22 protein-coding genes are annotated in these 21,570 nt (G+C 34.2%); 15 read left to right on the top strand and 7 right to left on the bottom strand.

What is annotated here, in order from left to right:
* Position 1: 1 nt before the first annotated feature.
* Complete coding sequence (locus tag AK212_RS01790) at positions 2 to 1,276, top strand: hydroxymethylglutaryl-CoA reductase, degradative (protein WP_053028843.1); 1,275 nt, start codon at positions 2 to 4, stop codon at positions 1,274 to 1,276.
* Between the two features lie 100 nt (positions 1,277 to 1,376).
* On the opposite strand, the gene AK212_RS01785 is transcribed toward AK212_RS01790, so the two are convergent.
* On the bottom strand, positions 1,377 to 1,811 hold the full coding sequence (locus AK212_RS01785) for a CHAP domain-containing protein (RefSeq protein ID WP_053028842.1): 435 nt from the start codon (positions 1,809 to 1,811) through the stop codon (positions 1,377 to 1,379).
* 327 nt (positions 1,812 to 2,138) lie between these two features.
* A complete protein-coding gene (locus tag AK212_RS01780) occupies positions 2,139 to 2,354 on the bottom strand; it encodes a sterile alpha motif-like domain-containing protein (RefSeq protein WP_053028841.1) in 216 nt (71 codons plus the stop codon).
* A 192-nt stretch (positions 2,355 to 2,546) separates the two neighbouring features.
* Between AK212_RS01780 and cidR the strand changes: the two genes are divergently transcribed.
* The 5 genes from cidR (at position 2,547) to ptsG (ending at position 9,066) form a co-directional block, all read left to right on the top strand.
* Positions 2,547 to 3,431 (top strand): cidABC operon transcriptional activator CidR, encoded by an 885-nt coding sequence (gene cidR / locus AK212_RS01775; protein ID WP_053028840.1) that lies wholly within the window; start codon positions 2,547 to 2,549, stop codon positions 3,429 to 3,431.
* Between the two features lie 313 nt (positions 3,432 to 3,744).
* The gene (locus AK212_RS01770) at positions 3,745 to 4,131 is read left to right on the top strand and encodes a CidA/LrgA family protein (protein ID WP_053028839.1); all 387 of its coding nucleotides are present in this window, start codon (positions 3,745 to 3,747) and stop codon (positions 4,129 to 4,131) included.
* A gap of 1 nt (position 4,132) precedes the next feature.
* The gene (locus tag AK212_RS01765) at positions 4,133 to 4,819 is read left to right on the top strand and encodes an LrgB family protein (protein ID WP_053028838.1); all 687 of its coding nucleotides are present in this window, start codon (positions 4,133 to 4,135) and stop codon (positions 4,817 to 4,819) included.
* A 52-nt stretch (positions 4,820 to 4,871) separates the two neighbouring features.
* A complete protein-coding gene (locus AK212_RS01760) occupies positions 4,872 to 6,611 on the top strand; it encodes a pyruvate oxidase (protein ID WP_053028837.1) in 1,740 nt (579 codons plus the stop codon).
* 388 nt (positions 6,612 to 6,999) lie between these two features.
* Positions 7,000 to 9,066, top strand: coding sequence for a glucose-specific PTS transporter subunit IIBC (gene ptsG / locus AK212_RS01755; protein WP_053028836.1), 2,067 nt, complete (start codon positions 7,000 to 7,002; stop codon positions 9,064 to 9,066).
* A 60-nt stretch (positions 9,067 to 9,126) separates the two neighbouring features.
* Here the strand turns inward: ptsG and AK212_RS01750 are convergent, their stop codons facing one another.
* Entirely contained in the window at positions 9,127 to 9,684 is a 558-nt protein-coding gene (locus AK212_RS01750) for a LysE family translocator (RefSeq protein ID WP_244881396.1), read from the bottom strand.
* A gap of 205 nt (positions 9,685 to 9,889) precedes the next feature.
* A complete protein-coding gene (locus tag AK212_RS01745; protein WP_053028835.1) occupies positions 9,890 to 10,942 on the bottom strand; it encodes a zinc-dependent alcohol dehydrogenase family protein in 1,053 nt (350 codons plus the stop codon).
* Positions 10,943 to 11,143: 201 nt separating this feature from the next.
* Here AK212_RS01745 and AK212_RS01740 point away from each other — a divergent pair, with 201 nt between their 5' ends.
* Both AK212_RS01740 and AK212_RS01735 read left to right on the top strand, forming a co-directional pair.
* Entirely contained in the window at positions 11,144 to 11,548 is a 405-nt protein-coding gene (locus AK212_RS01740; protein WP_053028834.1) for an acyl-CoA thioesterase, read from the top strand.
* A gap of 20 nt (positions 11,549 to 11,568) precedes the next feature.
* Complete coding sequence (locus AK212_RS01735; RefSeq protein WP_053028833.1) at positions 11,569 to 11,925, top strand: thioredoxin family protein; 357 nt, start codon at positions 11,569 to 11,571, stop codon at positions 11,923 to 11,925.
* Positions 11,926 to 11,954: 29 nt separating this feature from the next.
* Here AK212_RS01735 and AK212_RS01730 read toward each other — a convergent pair whose 3' ends face one another.
* Positions 11,955 to 12,914: an L-lactate dehydrogenase gene (locus AK212_RS01730; protein ID WP_053028832.1), complete on the bottom strand. Its 960-nt coding sequence runs from the start codon at positions 12,912 to 12,914 to the stop codon at positions 11,955 to 11,957.
* 163 nt (positions 12,915 to 13,077) lie between these two features.
* Here AK212_RS01730 and AK212_RS01725 point away from each other — a divergent pair, with 163 nt between their 5' ends.
* Entirely contained in the window at positions 13,078 to 14,049 is a 972-nt protein-coding gene (locus AK212_RS01725; RefSeq protein WP_053028831.1) for an alpha/beta hydrolase fold domain-containing protein, read from the top strand.
* A gap of 108 nt (positions 14,050 to 14,157) precedes the next feature.
* Here the strand turns inward: AK212_RS01725 and AK212_RS01720 are convergent, their stop codons facing one another.
* Positions 14,158 to 15,072: an EamA family transporter gene (locus tag AK212_RS01720; RefSeq protein WP_231119745.1), complete on the bottom strand. Its 915-nt coding sequence runs from the start codon at positions 15,070 to 15,072 to the stop codon at positions 14,158 to 14,160.
* Between the two features lie 114 nt (positions 15,073 to 15,186).
* Here AK212_RS01720 and AK212_RS01715 point away from each other — a divergent pair, with 114 nt between their 5' ends.
* Positions 15,187 to 16,071, top strand: a complete 885-nt coding sequence (locus AK212_RS01715) for an AraC family transcriptional regulator (protein WP_053028829.1) — start codon at positions 15,187 to 15,189, stop codon at positions 16,069 to 16,071.
* Positions 16,072 to 16,088: 17 nt separating this feature from the next.
* On the opposite strand, the gene AK212_RS01710 is transcribed toward AK212_RS01715, so the two are convergent.
* On the bottom strand, positions 16,089 to 16,397 hold the full coding sequence (locus tag AK212_RS01710) for a hypothetical protein (protein WP_231119793.1): 309 nt from the start codon (positions 16,395 to 16,397) through the stop codon (positions 16,089 to 16,091).
* A gap of 439 nt (positions 16,398 to 16,836) precedes the next feature.
* On the opposite strand from AK212_RS01710, the gene pgsB reads away from it, so the two are divergent.
* Genes pgsB through AK212_RS01690 form a run of 5 tightly spaced genes read left to right on the top strand, consistent with a single transcriptional unit; the run spans position 16,837 to position 21,293 of the window.
* Complete coding sequence (pgsB, locus tag AK212_RS01705) at positions 16,837 to 17,994, top strand: poly-gamma-glutamate synthase PgsB (protein ID WP_053028827.1); 1,158 nt, start codon at positions 16,837 to 16,839, stop codon at positions 17,992 to 17,994.
* Position 17,995: 1 nt separating this feature from the next.
* Positions 17,996 to 18,448, top strand: a complete 453-nt coding sequence (gene pgsC, locus AK212_RS01700; protein WP_053028826.1) for a poly-gamma-glutamate biosynthesis protein PgsC — start codon at positions 17,996 to 17,998, stop codon at positions 18,446 to 18,448.
* A gap of 23 nt (positions 18,449 to 18,471) precedes the next feature.
* A complete protein-coding gene (locus AK212_RS01695) occupies positions 18,472 to 19,545 on the top strand; it encodes a CapA family protein (RefSeq protein ID WP_053028825.1) in 1,074 nt (357 codons plus the stop codon).
* A complete protein-coding gene (locus AK212_RS13560; protein ID WP_174841346.1) occupies positions 19,535 to 19,696 on the top strand; it encodes a hypothetical protein in 162 nt (53 codons plus the stop codon). The genes AK212_RS01695 and AK212_RS13560 overlap by 11 nt, the downstream gene beginning before the upstream one ends.
* Before the next feature lies 1 nt (position 19,697).
* Positions 19,698 to 21,293, top strand: coding sequence for a gamma-glutamyltransferase (locus AK212_RS01690; protein WP_053028824.1), 1,596 nt, complete (start codon positions 19,698 to 19,700; stop codon positions 21,291 to 21,293).
* Positions 21,294 to 21,570: the final 277 nt, after the last annotated feature.

Genomic DNA, 21,570 nt, shown 5'->3' with positions numbered 1-21,570 from the left:
TATGAAGCAATTAGATAAGTCGTTTCGACATTTATCTCGTGAATATAAATTAAAACAACTCGTTGATTATGGGTGGCTAACAGATGACAACTATCATGTATTATTAAATAATCCATTAATTAATGAAGAGGTTGCGAATAGTTTAATCGAAAATGTAATAGGCCAAGGAACGTTGCCTGTAGGTTTATTACCTAAAATTATTGTTGATGACAAAGCATATGTTGTACCAATGATGGTTGAAGAACCTTCTGTTGTAGCTGCAGCAAGTTATGGTGCCAAATTAGTCAACAATACAGGTGGTTTTAAGACGGTTAAAAGTGAACGCTTAATGATTGGTCAAATCGTCTTTGATGATGTCAACGATACAGAGGCATTAGCCCAAGACATTCAAGCATTAGAACCACAAATTAAGCAAATTGCAGCTGAAGCATATCCATCAATTATAGAACGTGGCGGTGGATATAGACGAATTGAAATCGATACGTTTCTAGAACATCAACTATTGTCATTGAAGGTTTTTGTTGATACTAAAGATGCAATGGGTGCCAATATGCTTAATACGATTTTAGAAGCTATTACAGCACATTTAAAGAATGAATTTCCAAATCGTGATGTGCTTATGAGTATTTTGTCTAACCATGCGACAGCCTCAGTCGTACGTGTACAAGGTGAAATTGATATTAATGATTTAAATAAAGGTGATCGTTCTGGAGAAGAAGTTGCACACCGCATGGAACGTGCCTCAGTATTAGCACAAGTTGATATCCACCGTGCAGCAACGCATAATAAAGGGGTAATGAATGGTATCCATGCAGTTGTCTTAGCAACAGGGAATGATACACGTGGTGCTGAAGCGAGCGCACATGCATATGCAAGTCGTGATGGGCAATATAGAGGTATCGCAACCTGGAAATATGATAAAGAACGTGGACGTTTAATTGGAACGATAGAAGTACCGATGACATTAGCTATTGTTGGTGGCGGTACAAAAGTGTTGCCAATTGCGAAAGCTTCACTCGAATTATTAAATGTTCAATCAGCACAAGAACTAGGTCAAGTTGTTGCTGCCGTGGGATTAGCGCAGAACTTTTCAGCGTGTCGAGCGTTAGTTTCTGAAGGTATCCAAAAAGGCCATATGAGCTTACAATACAAATCGTTAGCCATTGTTGTAGGTGCTAAAGGTGATGAAATCGCGCGTGTTGCCGAAGCATTAAAACAAGCGCCTAAAGCAAACACTGCGACAGCGCAACAAATTTTAGAAGATTTACGACAATAATGATATATAGAAAAGCCACTACGTATGACTTAAGGACTGTATTTAAGTACCTTACTCATGGTAGTGGCTTTTATTTATTCATTTAATATCATGATTTCATTTAGTAGATGTAATTATAATTACGCGCTGACCATTTACTTAAGTAACGAGTACCGTAACCATTTGGTCTATTATAGTTATATTCAGAAACTTTAATACTTCCATTTTTATATACGGCTTCGACAACAGCAACATGACCATAATAACCTGCAGTAGATTGCATTACTGCGTAGCGTTTAGGTGTATGACCAGTTCTATAACCAGAGCGTTGTGCGTTGTAATACCAATTCTTAGCATTTCCCCAACGATTTGATACAGGTTTACCTAGTTGAGCACGACGTTGATATGCCCACCAAGTACATTGACCTTTCGTATAGTAATTATAAGAAGCGGCTTCAGATACGTGCGTGTGTTCAATCGTTTGATATGTAAAAGTTCCTGCGAACATGATTCCGGTAGCGAGTAAAAGACGTGAAAATAATTTTTTAAATTTCATTGTGTTCTCCTCAAAATATAAAAGAATTAAAAACTGTATTAATCATATTCGTTAAAAAGGTCTAATACAATATAAGAAACGAATTATACAAATAACTGTAATATATATGAAATATAACAGCGTAATTTGTAACTTATTTTACATTAAAGTGAATTTGCACAATTTCACACAGTAGCATAGTAATGTTTTAAAGTTCGAAAGACTTTTAATTTCAAATGCGAGGGTGGACAACGAATTGCATTAGAATTCTGTCCCACTCCCCAAAAAAGCGCCATAAAGGCGCTTAGTGAGATGATACGTCCATGATGTATAATAACAAGTTAGAAATCATACATTTGTGAATTGGTTAAAAACAGCCAATGCTCTTTTAACGATAGTCACGGGTATGTTTTCTGGACATGGATTATTTCGAAAATATGACAATACTTCTACTTGGCTCTTCACGTCTTTAGGGAAATTGCTATCTTGATTAATCCAATTTACCAATTCACCTAATGGTGTGTCATCACCAACAAAATTTTGCATAAATTCGTAAAAGCTCAATGCCTCACCTCTTTAATTAAATTGAGCCTATGTGATTATAACATTTTTTGAAAAGGAAACATATAGGGTCAAACATTGAAATTTAAATATCATAGTGCATGGAAACATATAGTTTTACTTTAAATATTTTTATTTTCTCAAAAATATTTCGTGTATAATGAAATTATAATAATGAACAAAGAGGGTGAGCATTTGGATATCAAACATATGAAATATTTTATGGAAGTGGTAAATCAAGGTGGTATGACAAATGCTTCAAAATCTTTATATATCGCTCAGCCAACGATTAGTAAAGCGATTAAAGATATTGAAAATGAATTAAAGATGACATTATTTGATCGTCAAAAACGCTATCTCGTACTCACGGATGCAGGTAAAATATTCTACAAAAAATGTGAAGAAATTATTGCCTTATATGATAATATTCCTTTTGAAATTAATGGACTATTGGGATTGGAAACAGGCCATATCAACATTGGAATGTCAGCAGTGATGGATATGCAACAATTTATTTATATTCTTGGTGAGTTCCATAAACTATATCCTAACGTGACATACAATTTAAATGAGAGTGGCGGTAAATCGATAGAAACACGTCTGATCAATGACCAAATTGATATTGGTATTACAACTATTCCGATCGATGAAAATGTCTTTGATTATTTACCTTTATACAGTGAAGATTTAAGGCTGGTTGTAAGTAAAGAGCATGAACTTGCTACACGTGATTCAGTGACGATGGCTGAGTTGAAGAATGAAGATTTTATACTATTTAACGAAGATTTTTACCTTAATGATAAAATTATTGCTGCAGCTAAAAATGCAGGTTTTCTTCCAAATACAGTTTCGAATGTTTCGCAATGGAACTTTATTGAGTACTTATTGCTAGCACATTTAGGTGTAAGTATCTTACCAGAACATATTGCAAATATGCTCAAAGATAATATTAAAAGTATTAAAATTGAAGATACAGGTATGAGCTGGGAATTAGGTGCCATTTGGAAAAAAGATAAACTATTAAGTCATGCAACATCTAAATGGATAGGTTTTATGAGTGAACGATTGAAATATGATTAAAATTATAGGTCCATACAATTATATAAACTGAAATAATGTCTTATATCATATGTTTTATTTAAGGGTTGGAATGTGTATTCGCATTCCAACTTTTTTATGTAATCAAAATGAAGCCTTGAATACATTTTTCACAATATAAACACATTATTTGAAACTACTAACGATAATCGTTAAAGCGATTACATAGAAAAAAACTATAGGTCGTATTTAAAATGGATATTTTTCTATTTTTGAACGTTGAATTAGAATGATGAATATAGGTTCAAAATTCACTGTAACAATTTCGACATATTTTAGTGGGAGGTCAGTCATCTTGAAAAAATTATTATTTATTTCAAAAGTTATCATACAAATTGCCATTATCATTGTCATTAGTTACTTAGGTAGTTTGTTGCAAACATTATTGCATATACCACTAGCTGGAAGTATCGTAGGCATGATATTGTTGTACATTTTACTTGAGTTGAAAGTGATACGCATGAATTGGATATCTGAAGGTGCAGAATTCCTATTAGCTACAATGGTGTTTTTCTTTATACCTTCCGTTGTAGGTATTATGGATATTGTGTCTGATATCACGAAGAGTTATATCATTTTCTTCTTATTAATTATTGTAGGTACAAGTTGCGTTGCACTTGCTTCTGGTTACATTGCTGAAAAGATGGTTAAACAACCTAACGTTAAGAGAGGTCATCAATAGTATGACACTTATTCAAGCAATCTTAATGATATTGTTAACCGTCGTTATGTATTTTGCTGCAAAAAAACTACAACAAAAATACGATAATCCATTTTTGAATCCAGCATTAGTTGGTTCAGTTGGCGTCATTATCGTATTATTGTTAACACATCAAAACTATCATGATTACATGACAGGTGGTAAGTGGATTAACCATCTATTAAATGCCACTGTTGTATGTTTAGCTTACCCACTATATAAGAATCGACATAAAATCATTGAAAATTTAAGTATTATCTTTACGAGCGTGATGGTTGGCGTAATACTTAATTTTGTGTTAGTGTTTACCTCGTTGAACTTATTGGGTTATGACGAGGAAACCATCGTAACAATATTACCACGTTCGATAACAGCTGCTGTTGGTATTGAAGTTTCACAAGAGTTAGGTGGTACGGATACGATAACAGTCTTATTCATCATCACTACTGGAATAATCGGTAGTATGATGGGATCAATGTTATTGAAAGTAGGTAATTTTAAGACCTCTATAGCGAGAGGTTTAACATATGGGAATGCATCACACGCGTTCGGTACCGCAAAAGCGTTAGAACACGATATTGAATCCGGTGCATTCAGTTCAATTGGAATGATATTGACTGCTGTCATAAGTTCAATACTTATTCCAATCATGATTATTTTGTTCTACTAAAGGGAATATATACTTAGTACTCGTTGAAAAAGAGAAAGGGGCTATTGTAATAATGGCGAAGATAAAAGCAAACGAAGCATTAGTAAAAGCGTTAGAAGCATGGGATATTGACCACTTATACGGCATTCCTGGGGATTCAATTGACGCAGTAGTAGATAGTTTACGTACAGTTAGAGATTCATTTAAATTCTATCATGTGCGTCATGAAGAAGTAGCAAGTTTAGCTGCAGCTTCATACACTAAAATGACAGGAAAAATTGGGGTAGCATTAAGTATCGGTGGTCCTGGTATCGTTCACTTATTAAATGGTATGTACGATGCAAAAATGGATCGTGTTCCTCAATTAATCTTAGCAGGTCAAACAAACAGTACATTATTAGGTACAAAAGCATTCCAAGAAACAAACATTACAGATATGGTTTCAGATGTTTCTGTATACAACCACCAAATTAAAAAAGGTGACAACGTATTTGAAATTGTAAACGAAGCAATTCGTACTGCATACGAAAAACGTGGTGTCGCAGTAGTTGTATGTCCTAACGACTTATTAACTCAAAAAATTAAAGACACTACAAACCGTGCTATAGATACTACTAAACCTAAAGCACCAACGCCAACACTACGTAGCATTAAAAAAGCTGCAAAATTAATCGATAAAAGTAAAAAACCAGTTATGATCGTTGGTGTAGGTGCACAAAATGCTAAAGATGAATTACGTGAATTTGTTGAAGCAGCTAAAATTCCAGTTATTCATACGTTACCAGCCAAAACAATCATTCCTGATGATCACCCATATAGCATTGGTAACTTAGGTAAAATCGGTACAAAAACATCTTATCAAACAATTCAAGATGCCGATTTATTAATCATGGCAGGAACAAACTATCCATACGTTGATTACCTACCTAAGAAAAATATTAAAGCTATTCAAATCGACACAAACCCAGATGTCATTGGTCATCGTTTCAGTGTCAACGTAGGTATCGTTGGTGACGCTAAACTTGCTTTCCACCAATTAACTGATAGCATTAAACACGTACCACAACGCCCATTCTTAGAAAAAACATTAGAACGTAAAGCTGTTTGGGATAAATGGATGGAACAAGACATGAATCAAGAAAGTACGCCAATCCGTCCAGAACGCTTAATGAAAGCTATTAGCAAATATAGTGATGACGATGCGGTATTCTCAATAGATGTAGGTACGTCTACAGTTTGGTCAACACGTTACCTAAACTTATCAGTTAATAATAAATTTATTATTTCTTCTTGGTTAGGTACAATGGGTTGCGGTCTACCAGGCGCAATTGCTTCTAAAATTGCATTCCCTAAACGCCAAGCAATTTCTATTAGTGGTGACGGTGCATTCCAAATGGTAATGCAAGACTTTGCAACTGCTGTTCAATATGACCTACCAGTGACAATTTTTGTTATGAATAACAAACAATTATCATTCATTAAATATGAACAACAAGCTGCTGGTGAATTAGAATATGCCATTGACTTCTCTGATATGGATCACGCTAAATTCGCAGAAGCTGCTGGTGGTAAAGGTTATGTCTTAAAAGACCCAAGCCGTATTGATGAAGTAGTAGAAGCAGCGTTAAATGAAAATGTACCAACTATCGTTGACGTACATGTTGATCCAAATGCTGCACCATTACCAGGTAAAATTGTGAACGAAGAAGCAATTAATTATGGTAAATGGGCTTACAGATCAATCACTGAAGATAAAAAATTAGACTTCGACGAAATTCCACCAATTTCAGTTGCTGCTAAACGTTTCTTATAATAAATATTCAGCGCTCTCATAACGCTTGAGACAAAATTGCCGACAAAACTTTGATTTTGTCGGCAATTTCTATTTAAAAAGTATTGAAACCGTTTTATCATAGGTATATAATATAAATTAATTGAAAAAAAGAACTGCGTGTTACTATTAGATTAGGCATAAGCAATCAATGAGACTAAGGCATGGAATAGCCTTAGTAAAAATACATTTCATAATTTGGGTTACTTAGAGATGTATTTTTGAAAGTAGAAGAGAAATTAAAGGGACGAGTGTACATGATTTTAAATCACTGTATCGCTATGCATTTCTCAAACTTACTTTTCTTAGTATTGCTTATGTCTTTTTTTATGTTATCGTGTTCAAATTTAGGTAGAAGGGAATAAGGATTATGTTTAAGAAATTTTTCGGTCAATTGCAACGTATCGGTAAAGCCTTAATGTTACCAGTTGCAATTTTACCAGCTGCCGGGATTTTATTAGCGTTCGGTAATGCGATGCACAACGAACAACTTGTTAGCATTGCACCGTGGCTAAAAATGGACGTCTTTGTGATGATTTCATCTGTTATGGAAGCGGCTGGACAAATTATATTTGATAACTTGCCATTGCTATTTGCAGTGGGTACAGCACTTGGATTAGCTGGTGGAGACGGTGTTGCCGCTTTAGCAGCTTTAGTAGGTTACTTAATTATGAATGCCACTATGGGTCAAATTATGCATATCACAATAGATGATATTTATAGTTACGCTAATGGCGCTAAAGAACTAAGTCAAGCTGATAAATTACCAGCATATGCCTTAATTTTAGGTGTTCCAACACTTCAAACGGGTGTGTTCGGCGGTATCATTATGGGGGCACTTGCTGCTTGGTGTTATAACAAATACTACAATATTACATTGCCACCATTCTTGGGATTCTTTGCAGGTAAACGTTTCGTGCCAATCGTGACATCAGTAGTTGCAATCATCACAGGTATTGCATTATGTTTCGTTTGGCCACCAATTCAAGAAGGGTTAAATAGCTTATCAAACTTCTTATTGAATAAGAACTTAACATTAACAACATTTATCTTTGGTATTATTGAGCGTTCATTAATTCCATTCGGATTACATCATATTTTCTATGCGCCGTTCTGGTTCGAGTTCGGACAATATACAAACCATGCAGGTGAACTCGTTCGCGGTGACCAACGTATTTGGATGGCTCAATTGAAAGATGGCGTACCATTCACAGCAGGTGCATTTACTACTGGTAAATATCCATTTATGATGTTCGGTTTACCAGCTGCTGCATTAGCATTCTATAAAAATGCACGCCCTGAACGTAAAAAAGTAGTTGGTGGTTTAATGTTATCAGCTGCTTTAACATCATTCTTAACTGGTATTACAGAACCATTAGAATTCTCATTCTTATTCGTAGCACCATTATTATATGTTATTCATGTATTTTTAGCAGGATCATCATTCTTAATCATGCATTTACTTGATGTTAAGATTGGTATGACTTTCTCTGGTGGATTTATCGACTATATTCTTTATGGTTTATTAAACTGGGATCGTACGCATGCGTTATTAGTTATTCCAGTTGGTTTAGTCTATGCAGTTGTTTACTACTTCTTATTTAGCTTTGCAATTAAGAAATTCAATCTTAAAACGCCTGGCCGTGAAGATGAAGAACAAGAAATTCGTAACTCAAGTGTAGCAAGATTACCATTTGATGTATTAGACGCAATGGGCGGTAAAGAAAATATCAAACATTTAGATGCTTGTATCACACGTCTTCGTGTTGAAGTAAATGATAAATCTAAAGTCGATGTACAAGGTTTGAAAGCGTTAGGTGCTTCAGGTGTGCTTGAAGTAGGTAATAATATGCAAGCAATCTTCGGTCCGAAATCAGATCAAATTAAACATGATATGTCACTTATCATGAAAGGTGAAATCACTAAACCAAGTGAAACAACGGTTACTGAAGAAACATCAGATGAACCTATAAACGTGGAAGAAATTAAAGAGACAGAAATCTATGCACCAGGAACTGGACATATTATTCCATTATCAGAAGTACCTGATAAAGTATTCTCAGAAAAAATGATGGGTGACGGCGTTGGATTTGTACCTGAAAAAGGAGAAATCGTAGCACCATTTGATGGTACAGTTAAAACTATCTTCCCAACGAAACACGCAATCGGATTAGAATCTGAATCTGGTGTGGAAGTACTTATTCATATTGGTATTGATACAGTGAAATTAAATGGTGAAGGTTTCGAAAGTCTTGTAAATGCTGACGAATCAGTTACACAAGGTCAACCTTTAATGAAAATCAACTTAGCATACTTAAAAGAACATGCACCAAGTACAGTAACACCAATCATTATTACAAACTTGGGAGATAAAACATTAACAGTAGAAGATGTTGAATCAGTAGACCCAGGTAAAGCAATTATGAAAATTAAATAATATTGAAATAAACCTCTTGTCAGAAATAATGACAGGAAGTTTTTTAATCGGGAAAATGAACTACCAAAGATCCACAGCACTATAAAGTAATAAAGCTGTGATAACGATATTAATGATTTTATAATGTTGTTGATAGATTCGATTCATCACTTGGCCTAATAGACTCCAAACGATTGCACCAGCAATACCGATGACAATAAGTAAAATTGAGCGTACAAAAGTAGAATTCCAAGCATCAGGTAATGTGAATGTTGTTAAACCAGTTAAAAAGTATAACATTGCTTTAACATTCGTAGCTTGAATGAGGATACCTTTAAGTACAGGACGTTCTAATGCTTCTTTCGCACTATCAGGCTTTGAAATCAATACATGATACGCAAGATATAATAAATAAAGCGTACCAACAATCTTCATAATGATAATAAAGCTATGGTTATGTTTTAGTGGCTCTGAAAATAATAAAGCAATTGCGAGTGTAAATAAAATACCTATGAAAACACCCAAATTAAAAGGTAAAGCGCTTATGAAGCCTTTACGTTGACCTTCGGACATCGCCATGATGGTGTTAGGTCCAGGTGTGAATGACATGGTAGTAATAAACAGTAAGTAAGAGAACAATGACCATCTATCTCCTCGGAAAGTTGAATAAATCCATTTTAACACCAAATTAAATAAAAAATGAGATTAAATTTAGATAATTCTGATAATTATAATTGGATTCTATATAAAAAGACCTTTAACCAATGACTATGCATTTTGAAATCAATGCTTAGAATGGTTAAAGATCTTATAGAAATTAATAATATAAAGTGATGATTAAGGATTATTGTGTTATATCATTCTCGATAAGTAATTTAATCGCTTTATGATCTGTAGCGTTTCTAAACAAATCATAGGCATGTGCAATATCACTTAACTTACTATAATGTGTAACCAATTGTTCAGGTTGGATAATTTTACTTTTCAAAGCTTCTAACAGTTCTTCAGTTGTATTTGCAGACACAAGTCCTGTTGTTACGTTAATATTTTTAATCCATAATTTATCGATATCGAATTGAACCGGTAAACCGTGGACACCTACGTTAGCAATTGTGCCATCGACGCCAATTAATTTTTGACATAAATCGAATGTTTGCGGAATACCGACTGCTTCTATTGCTACGTCTACACCACGATGATTCAGTGATTTGACTTGCGCAATAGCTTCTTCCACATTGCTAGAATTAACGGTATGCGTTGCACCTAATTCTTTCGCAGTTTGTAAACGATTATCATCCAAATCAATCATAATGATTTTAGAAGGTGAGTAAAATTGTGCAGTTAATAATGCAGCTAATCCGACTGGTCCAGCTCCCACAATTGCAACGGTACTACCCGGTTTCACTTTCCCTTTTAATACACCAATTTCATATCCAGTAGGTAATATGTCGGATAACATGACTAATGCTTCGTCAGGTAAAGACTCTGGTGCATGATATAAAGAGTTATCTGCGAAAGGAACTTTAACATATTCGGCTTGTGTACCGTCAATTAAATGACCTAAAATCCAACCACCATCATTTTCACAATGCGCATAGATGCCTTTTTTACAGTAATAACATTTGCCACATGAAGAAATACAAGACACGATAACTTTGTCGCCAACTTTAAAATTGTTGACACTTGAACCAACAGATTCAACAATACCAATACCTTCATGACCTAATGTTGTATTTGCAGGCACTTCAGGTGTATCACCTTTAATAATATGTAAATCCGTACCACAAATCGTCGTTTTGACCATTCTGATAATAGCATCTGTACTTTCAGTTACAACTGGCTTCTCTTTGTCAATGAGTTTTGCGACACCTGGCTTTTCATAAATATAAGCTTTCAAATGAATCATCCTCCTATTAATTGTGAATTATTTCACAATAATTATAGCATGTTAATTTGATTATGTATTTAATAAAAATAATATATAATAAAATTGACATATATAAGTCTGCCATCATGAAATTTATAGTTAAAGTGGATGAAAAATGCATTTAATCGTCGTAAAATATAATTGAAAGATGATTTAAAGGAGAGTATATCTATGGAAAATGAAGGCTTATTAGTAGCTGAAAAAGAGATTGAAGTAAATAATTACGACATTGATGCGATGGGTATCGTGAGTAATATTGTATATATTCGCTGGTTTGAAGATCTACGTACAATATTCATTAATAACTACATGACCTTCTCAGAAATGATGAAGCAACATATATCGCCAATATTAATGAAAACAGAAATAGAATATAAAGTTCCGATAACGATACATGATAAGCCAGTAGGACGATGCTGGTTTGTTCAAGGTGGAAGAATGAAATGGGTATTTAAATTTGAAATTTCTTCCGGAGATAAAGTGCATTGTATTGGATATCAAACGGGTGGTTTCTTTGATTTAGAACGTCAAAGAATAACTAAGATGCCAGAAGTATTTCAAGATTTATTAAAATAAGTGAAAGTGTGGGTGAGAAAATGACGAAGCATTTGAGTACTATTGAAGCTTTTCATCAATTTATTAAAGACCATCAACTAGTAGTTGTTCATGTAATGCGAAATCATTGTTCGGTATGCCATGCGGTGTTACCTCAAATTGAGGATATTGTAGCTACTTATCCTCATGCAGAACTTGCCATTATAAACCAATCAGATATCGAAGCAATTGCAGGTGAGTTATCTATATTTACTGTGCCTGTAGATTTAATTTTTATGGATGGTAAAGAAATGCATCGTCAAGCACGTTTTATAGATATGCAACGTTTCGAACACCAATTGGATTTAATGTATGATAGCTGTTTTGGAACAGGGGATGGAACTTTGAATTCAAATTGAATTCTATCCCTATCCCATGTGTCCGTTATTTATTTACGCATACGTTGAATGATATCATCGGCACGTTGTTGATAGGTTGCTATCACTTGGGCTGATTGATGTAATTGTGCGTGTTCATCTTCGGATAAAGCGAATTCAAAGACTTTATCTGCTCCGTTACCGTTAATGATTGTTGGCACACCTATATAGACATCGGTCAGTCCATACTCGCCTTCTAAATAGCTTGATACATTCATGATGATCTGTTTATTGAATAGAATCGCCTCTACAATTCGAACTAAACTAAGCGATATGCCGAAATTGGTTGTGCCTTTTCGAACATAAATATCATAACCAACTTGCGTTGTCTGTTCTGCTATGGATGCTTTAAACGCTTCAATATTTGTATCAGATGGCAATAAATCTAGGATGGATTCACCTGCAATTTGAGCATGTGACCATACTGCGACTTGCGAATCTCCATGTTCGCCAATAATGGGCGCATATACTTGATTTGGTGCAACATTAAACGCGCGACTTAAGAAGAATTGAAAACGAGCCGTATCTAAAGAAGTACCTGATCCAATGATTTTATTTTTAGGGAAATTTGAAACGTGTTTAACAACATAGCTCATAATATCTACAGGATTAGAAGGTAATACAAAGTAACCATCAAAGCCACTATCGACAATGTGTTGAACCATTGGAACAAAGATATCGACATTATCTTCTAATAATTTAAGTCGTGTTTCACCTTTAGCGAGTTTCGCACTTGCACAGATCACCACAATATCTGCATCTTTACAATCTTCGTACTGTCCTACATGTACATTAACGAAGTGATCACCAAATGGCGTAGCATGATTCAAATCCCATACATCCGCTTTCGCTTTATCCTCGTCAATATCAATAATTGCCAATTCGTCGACTAATCCTTTAGCTACAACTGCGTGGGCAAACGCAGAACCTACATAACCACTACCTATAAGAACAATTTTATGACGTGACATCAATGCTTGCCTCCTCTTTTAAATTGAAAATTCAGATAATTGATATAAGGATAGCACGTTTGACTTAAATTGAAAATATTGTTTGATATTCTTAGTGTTAATTACTAAATGATTTGGAATTTAAGGTTTATAATATATAAATGTATAGGAGGTCATCAAGACGATGAAAAAAAGTGTATTAACAGTAGCAACATCTGCGATATTAGGTACATTAGCATTTATTAAAGTAAAAGAAAAACGTAGTTATAAGAGTTATATAACTGAAAAGTATATACGAATGTCTGGTATGAAAAAAACATTTGAGAATGAGGCAGATGCTAAAAAAGCATTAGAAGAAACTAAAACAATTACGGCCGGTAAATATGGTGGCACAAGTTATGAATTTAAACATGATGTTCGAACAAAAAGTTGGAATGGCTGTGTGACATATATTGTGAATGATCAATGTAATCATCAACAAAAAGTGGTGTTATATATTCATGGTGGTGCGTGGTTCCAAGATCCGCTAGAGAACCATTTTAATTTTATCGATGAACTTGCAGGACAACTTGATGCGAAGGTCATTATGCCAATTTATCCAAAAGTGCCTCACCGTGATTACCGCACGACATTTGAATTATTAAAGCTCATTTATGATAAACAGGTTGCCAAAGTTGAACACACAGATCAACTCATTATTATGGGAGACTCAGCAGGTGGACAAATCGCATTATCATTTGCAGAATATTTAAAAGCAGAAACGACGTTGCCTCAACCGGGTCATATCGTAATGCTATCACCAGTGTTAGATGGTACGATGCGCAATCCAGATGCTAAAACATATGAACGCATCGATCCTATGTTGGGGATAGAAGGTAGTCAATACTTCATCAAATTATGGGCAGGTGAATTACCAATTGAGGATTATAGAATTTCTCCGATTAATGGTGATTTAGAAGGATTAGGACGATTATCCATCTTCATCGGTACGAAAGAAACGTTATATCCAGATGCTTTAAAATTATCTAAAATGTTGAATGCGAAAGGCATTGAACATGATTTTATACCGGGATATAATTTATTCCACATTTATCCGATTTTCCCATTACCAGAAAGACAGAAATTCTTTACACAACTTAAATCTATTATTCTATAAAAGAAAGCGCCTAGGACGAAATGATTCACCGCGTGGACAAATCAATGCATCGTAAATGCTATCCCACTTGTGTTAATCATGGTAAACGTCTTAGGCGCTTTTCGTTGGTTATATCTCTTCAGGTTGTTTCTTAAGTGATAACATTAAAATTAAGATCAGAATTAATACAATGCCGACCACTTGTATCGATTGAAACGTAACATCAAGCCATAAGGCACTTGTTACAACTGCAATGACTGGTTCGATGGTACCTAATAATGTTGTCTCTTTAGGTGATAGGTATTTGAGACTATCGATAAATAAATAGAATGCTAAAGCAGTCCCAGCAATAATACCAAATATCAAATAAACGATTGTAGACGCGCTCATAGTATTAAAGCTAACATCCCAAATAGGTTGTTTAAAGTTCATGGCACAACCAGAAATGATCATTGCCCATCCAACGATTAAAATAGATGGAAACTTATCAAGCAAACCTGTGGCATAGATCGTGTAAAACGCAAGTGCTAAACCTGCGATAATGCCCCAGAATAAACTTGTAGGAGATACAACTAAATGAGAAATCGATCCATTTGTTAAAAGTAAAAATGTTCCAATTAATGTCATTGCAATGGCTAAAATATCAAATGGACGGAATACATCGAGACCACGTATAACGAACCAAATGATAATATACACAGGTGCAATGTATTGTAAAAGGGTAGCTACAGCAACATTACCAGTTGCGATCGATGCCATATAGGCGTATTGAACAAATAGCATACCGATTAAACTATAAACAAACAAACTAACGATTGTTCTAGGATTTCGAAAAACAATAAAAATAGATTGTTTAGGGCGTCGTATTTTATAAAGACTGAGTAAGAAGACGCCGCTGATTAATAGGCGTGCAGTGACATACCAATCAACATCTAAACCGCGTTGATTGAACAGTAGATCTGAAACCGTTCCGCCTAATCCCCACAAAGTAGCACCTATAATTGCAAATAACACACCTTTTAGTCTATGTTGTGTGTGAGTCATACAATGCACCTCCATCTGTATTTTGTTTTATTATAAATCTCATAATATAATGTTTATGAAATGGATAATACTCAAATAATGAGTAAAAGTATCAAAATATTGAGGTGATTACAGATGACGTCTGAAATGACTGTAAATGCAAATTTAGAAGAAAAGATTAATTATCCTGATCGTCGTTGGCCACATGTTATTTTACATACGACGCTAAATAAGACATTACTCGGCTATATACCGCTACATTGGCATTATGCATTACAATTTATGTATGTGACAGATGGGATAATTCAGGTGAAGTTAGCAGAAAATACACTAGTGATTCATGAGGGTGAAGGATTATTTATTAACTCCAACGTTGTACATGAAATTCATGATGTAGATGAAGGGGCACGTTTTTATTGCTGGAATATTGGATTACCTAATGTTACAGAATATATTAACTTTACGTATGTTAGTCATATTGTAGATCAAGCGCAGTCTATTCCGTTTATTAAATTAAGTCCAAATGATGAAGAGAGCATCCATTTATTGAAACGGATTGAGAAAGTAGGGCAAATTTATATCGCTCAAAAAGGTTATTTTCAACTACAAATTCTTAGTGAATTTTATCAATGTTTAAATCACCTGTTAAATATCTTTGATCAGTATCAACAAGTCACTCAATATTTCTTTGATCCAAGAGTGAAGCAATGTATTCAATACTTACAAAGTCATTATTATAAAAAAGTTAAACTTAGCGAATTAAGTCGTATGGTTCATATGAGTGAGGCGGAAACAATCAAGTTATTTAAACGATTTGCAGGGGACACACCATTGAACTTTTTACAAAACTATCGCCTAGAGCAAAGTGCAAAGCAGCTGATGTATCATCATCGAAATGTGACTGAAGTAGCGATGGACTGTGGTTTTTCAACAACAAGTTATTTTATACAAAGTTTTAAACATAAATATTCGCTTACACCGAAGCAATTCCAAATCAAATATGCGAAACACTTAAAATAAAGTAGGTGCAATGTTCATCAATCTGATGAATGTGCGCCTACTTTTTCGGTATCTGTATTTAAAATTGTATCATTTGAATTTAAAGTCATTTCTTCTTTTGCAACATCATCACGCGTTGCAGATACTTTGTTTAACTTTGTATCATCAATGCCTTCGTTAGAATCTTTAGTAACACTATTAATGTGTTGATGGTCTGTGTCTAAAACTGAATTACTCATATCGTTTCCTTGTAAGCTACCTACAAGAATAAATACTAAATAGCTAGAACAAACGAATAATACCATTGCTAAATAGATGCCAATTGCTATTTTCACAGGTTTAGTCAAAGGTTTACCCATCAGTATCCTCCTAAAGTTGTATCTTTATTTAACTTTAAAGTAACATCAGAATTTTAATCTAATGTAAATATGGCGTAAATATTTAATGATTTATCAGATAACACATAGTAAATATTAAATTTAGAAAAATATTTTTAAAATTAGTCTTTATTTGTAATTTTAAATTATTGAACATTTCTAAAAAAATTAATCTTTGTTAATATAATTTTACATTAGATTTACAATATTAAAACTGACTAAATACGTAAATGATAGCATACCCTTATTAGAAGTAATAATTCGTTTAAGGTGTTCATGATAGAAAAGACGTTTTATTAATTAACAACTTCTATAGAAAGTGTTGAAACATCACTTTTGATATACATATTAACGCAATACGTGTTTAGACAACTTAATATTAAAAACAATCAAAGAGAGGGACTATACTGTGATTCTCATTATAATTTGTATCGCATTGATTTTATGGCTCGGTATTAAAGAGAAAAAGCGTCATACAAATCGACTTAATAAGATTCCGATTAGAATCAACATTAACGGTATTCGAGGTAAATCAACTATCACTAGAATGATTTATAGCATTCTAAGAGAGGATCATTATCATGTGATAGGTAAAACGACAGGAACAGATGCCCGAATGTTATATTGGTTTACTGACAAAGAATATCCAGTCATTAGGAAACCCCAAGGTGCTAATATTGGGGAACAACGTGACATCGTGCGCAAAGTGGTTAAACAAAGAGCCGAGGCGCTAGTGAACGAATGTATGGCAGTTAATCCAGATTATCAGATTACCTTTCAACAGGACTTAGTCAAAGCCAATATTGGCGTTATCGTCAATGTTATGGAAGATCACATGGATGTGCTTGGACCTACGCTTCAAGATGTTGCACAAGCGTTTACTGCAACAATTCCATACAAAGGGACATTAGTTGTGATGAAAGATGATTATACTAAATTTTTCGCAAAAGAAGCTAAAAAACGAAAAACGAAGTTAATCGTTGTCGATAAAGATAAAATTCCTGAATCCTATTTAAGAAAGTTCCCTTATCTTGTCTTTCCAGATAACGTTGCGATCGCATTAGGCGTTGCGCAAGCTGTTGGGATAGATAAGGATACTGCATTAAGAGGTATGTTAAATGCACCACCAGATCCTGGCGCAGTAGAAATTAAATATTTTAATGCAAATCGCACACGAAATGTATTTGTTAATGCATTTGCTGCCAATGAACCACAATCGACGAAAGCGATTTTGAACAAAGTTGAATCTTACAACTATCCATATACTAAAAAAGTAGTTATTTTAAATTGTCGTTCAGACAGGGTAGATAGAACACGTCAATTTGTTGAAAACTTTATTGACGATGTAGACTTTGACACACTGATTTGTACCGGTAAAAGTACGCAAATGGTGACAGACTTAATGCAACACTTACCTGACAAAAAATATCTTAATTTTGAAAACCGTGAGTTCCCAGAAATTGAAAAAGCCATCATGCAAGAATCACACAATGCACTCATTTTCTGTGTAGGTAATATTCATGGTCCAGGTGGTAGAATAGCAGAATTTATAGAAGGGATAGAATAAAATGATAGGTTCAGAATTATACTTCTCCCTATTTGTCGGTATCGTATTAAGTTTAATATTTGCCGAGAAATTTGGGATTAATCCAGCAGGGCTCGTTGTACCAGGCTATTTAGCACTTATATTCGATCAGCCCATCATGTTATTATCTGTGTTAATCATTAGTTGTTTAACATTTTTCATCGTTACATATGGTATTAGTAGATGGGTTATTTTGTACGGAAGAAGAAAATTTGCGGCGATGATTTTAACTGGGATGGTTCTTAAATTCCTATTCGACTTGATTTATCCATTGACGCCATTTGAAATGGTTCAAGTGTCTGGTATTGGTGTCGTTATTCCAGGAATCATTGCGAATACAATTCAAAAACAAGGTGTCGTGATTACGTTGTCAACAACGATGTTACTTACTTGTATCACGTATGTCATCTTATTCTTATATAGCTTTATTAATTAATCGCGAGCAAGGAGCGCAGAGTAATGAAAAAGAAAAAACGGTTATCAGCGAGCGAATGGTTACTTAAGCAATCTAAACGACACAAACGCCTTAACTTCATTTATACACTTATCGTTTTAATTGTTGCACTTGTACTTCTGGTATTCGCTATTAGAGCTGTGAAAGTTGAGCCAGTTGAGGCTATGCCAAGCTCAGGTAATGATTATATTCGTAGTACATATTTAGGTAATATCACATTGAATAAACATTTTAGACAAATGGATCTTAACGATGTGTTTAATGGCTTGAAACAACCACTTCAACACAGTGACTTCTCAACGGCGTCACTCTTAGTAAGCCATTTCTCAAATGATCCGAAAACGAATATTAAGAAAAATATTGAGAATATTATGTTCTTGAAAAAGCAAAATATTAAAAGTGTCAATTTAATCAATAACACGATTGATAATGTGCAAGCCCAAGATTTGAGTAAACAAGTGGAAGCGCAAACCGATTATAACTTTATGACTGGCAACGGTTCGAATCCAATTAACAGTAAAACGGTACAACAAACGGTAAAAGGCAAAAAAATAGCCAATGTGTCATTTACGGATGTAGGTTCGAATTATGAAGATCCACTTAAAAATACAACATCTATTAGTTTAGATCCTAAAATCTTTGTTCCGCTGATCAAAAATTTAAAGGAAAATAATGATTTAGTTGTTGTTAACGTGGATTGGGGTATTACGAATGAACGTAGTGTAACGGATCGTCAAAAAGAGTATGCACATGCTTTAGTGCAATCTGGCGCAGATGTCATCATCGGCCATAATTCGGTCGTTCAAAAAGTTGAAAAATATAAAAATGCGAGTATCTTTTATAGTTTAGGTAATTTAACGTCAGATTCATTCCTATCTAAAAATCAAAAAGGGATGGTCGTTCAACACGATTGGAATGGACAACATCATAAATTCAGCATTACGCCAGTACGTGGCGCAGATGGCAAGATAACAAAAGACAACATGAACAAGGTAGAGGCACAACGTTATTACAATAATATTAACGACAAATCAATTCACCTTAAAAAGGAGAATGGAGGATATACCTTTGAATATTAAAAAGCATTGGTTAGGTATTGTAACAACGCTCATTATAATTGCAATTCTGTTAATGGTAACGTTTGCCAAAGCGAACGAAGGCCTTGATAATTTTGAGAAAAATGAATTAAAAGATGCAACGGAGCAATATTTATCTAAAGGGGCCAGTTAGTATGAATATTTATAGTAAAGTGACATTATCAGTCATTTTAGTTATCACCATTTTGATATCCTTTGTCTTTTACTATTTCAATAAAGAAGACAATCCTGATAAAGATACACTATTCGAAAATAAAATTGCAGATCATAAATCCTCTGGCAGTAGTAAAAAATATGGTGTAGCATCAAATAACCCTATTGCCACACGTGTCGGAAATAAAATTATTGAAGATGGTGGTAATGCAGTAGATGCGGCTGTAGGTGTTTCCTATGCATTAGCAGTAACGGAACCACACTCATCAGGATTAGGTGGCGGTGGTGCCACACTTACATACAATGGTAATGATGGTGAAGAACCTAAGATGTATGAATATAAAACATTGTCTTCTTATAATTATAAGAAAGGCGATGAAATGGGTACGCCAGGATTTGTTAGAGGTATGCATGATATGCATCAACGTGAAGGTAAAATGGACGAGAAGAAAATATTCAGTTATATTGTGCCATTAGCCGAAGATGGTTTCGAAGTGGATTCAGAATTGGAACGTAGTTTAAAAATTTATGGATCAGATATCGACCGTAACTCTCCATTCTTTAAAGGAAAACGTACGGTACGTGAAGGTGATGTGGTGAAACAACCTGCATTAGCTAAAACAATTAAAGGTATTAGAGATAAAGGGCCTGATTATTTTTATAAAGACATCGCTAAAAGTATATCTAAACAAGTCGATAGTGAATTAACTGAAAAAGACTTTTCAACATTTAAAACTGAAGAAAAACGACCTGTAGCAACCAAATATTTCAATAACACAATCTACTCTGCTTCAAACCCTTTAGGTGGTGCTTTAATGTTACAAGGATTGAAAATTGATGAAAGCGCCAATTCAAGTAATGATAGAGCAGATTACATTAATGGTATTGTTAAATCACGTGATGTAATGTATCGAAATAGGGATATCGTTAATGGTCAAGAAGCAAATAGTGATTCACATTTATCAGAAGACTATTTATTAGATAACTTAAATAATGTTAACAGTGGTGGCAATGAAACGAACAGTGACTTTGATACGTCACTTGATACTACGAGTACAACGCATTTCGTAGTGATTGATAAGAATGGTAAAGTCGCTAGTACAACGAATACATTATCTAGTTTCTTTGGCGCAGGTAAATTTATGAAGCAAGGCTTCTATATGAACAACTCGTTAACAAACTTCTCAAGTGATCCGAATAGTCCAAACTATGGTGATAAACATAAAGCACCACGTTCATATACGTCACCATCGATTGTTGTCGGACCAGATTTCTATATGGGTATTGGTACACCAGGCGGAAACAAAATTCCTACGATTTTAAACGAAGTACTTATTGACTACCTTAGAGGAAATGGTACGTTACAAGAATCTATTGATAAACCACGTTTCTATAATGATGGTGGTACGATTTATTATGAAAATGCAACGAGCGATGAAGATATTAATATCTTCAAGAGTATGGGCTACGGTGTTCAAGAAAAACGTAATGACGCTAACTTTGGTAGTGTTCAAGGCGCCATTTATAATAAAAATGATCAAACGGTTGAAATTGGCCAAGATGTGGGTAATAGATAATAGTTGATCTATTAGAAAAAGCATCGTAAGCAATTAGTTCCAAAACGTTTGATAGTTTAGTATCAATGTGCATGTGTTGGCTAAACTGAGAAGCAATGTATATCAACATAATCGATGTTTAGTCATTATTATGGGGGTGGGACAATGAATTCAAAGCGGATTCTGTTCCACCCTTGCTTCATTTTTGATTGAAAAAGATTTGAAATCTTAGTTTACTATTGAAAATATCAGCAGAATCGATATGATAAATATAAAGGTTTTAAATTTAATTTAAAAT

The sequence above is a fragment of the Staphylococcus borealis genome, from assembly GCF_001224225.1.
GTDB classification, from domain to species: Bacteria; Bacillota; Bacilli; order Staphylococcales; family Staphylococcaceae; genus Staphylococcus; species Staphylococcus borealis.
This window is presented reverse-complemented; position numbering and strand designations above follow the sequence as displayed.

Coding starts and splice junctions, on each gene's coding strand:
- AK212_RS01720 (WP_231119745.1), bottom strand. CDS start 15,072: ATGACTCACACACAACATAGACTAAAAGGTGTGTTATTTGCAATTATA.
- AK212_RS01735 (WP_053028833.1), top strand. CDS start 11,569: ATGACGAAGCATTTGAGTACTATTGAAGCTTTTCATCAATTTATTAAA.
- AK212_RS01690 (WP_053028824.1), top strand. CDS start 19,698: ATGAATATTTATAGTAAAGTGACATTATCAGTCATTTTAGTTATCACC.
- pgsC (WP_053028826.1), top strand. CDS start 17,996: ATGATAGGTTCAGAATTATACTTCTCCCTATTTGTCGGTATCGTATTA.
- AK212_RS01790 (WP_053028843.1), top strand. CDS start 2: ATGAAGCAATTAGATAAGTCGTTTCGACATTTATCTCGTGAATATAAA.
- AK212_RS01760 (WP_053028837.1), top strand. CDS start 4,872: ATGGCGAAGATAAAAGCAAACGAAGCATTAGTAAAAGCGTTAGAAGCA.
- AK212_RS01695 (WP_053028825.1), top strand. CDS start 18,472: ATGAAAAAGAAAAAACGGTTATCAGCGAGCGAATGGTTACTTAAGCAA.
- AK212_RS01785 (WP_053028842.1), bottom strand. CDS start 1,811: ATGAAATTTAAAAAATTATTTTCACGTCTTTTACTCGCTACCGGAATC.
- AK212_RS01725 (WP_053028831.1), top strand. CDS start 13,078: ATGAAAAAAAGTGTATTAACAGTAGCAACATCTGCGATATTAGGTACA.
- ptsG (WP_053028836.1), top strand. CDS start 7,000: ATGTTTAAGAAATTTTTCGGTCAATTGCAACGTATCGGTAAAGCCTTA.
- AK212_RS01765 (WP_053028838.1), top strand. CDS start 4,133: ATGACACTTATTCAAGCAATCTTAATGATATTGTTAACCGTCGTTATG.
- AK212_RS01730 (WP_053028832.1), bottom strand. CDS start 12,914: ATGTCACGTCATAAAATTGTTCTTATAGGTAGTGGTTATGTAGGTTCT.
- AK212_RS01740 (WP_053028834.1), top strand. CDS start 11,144: ATGGAAAATGAAGGCTTATTAGTAGCTGAAAAAGAGATTGAAGTAAAT.
- AK212_RS01715 (WP_053028829.1), top strand. CDS start 15,187: ATGACGTCTGAAATGACTGTAAATGCAAATTTAGAAGAAAAGATTAAT.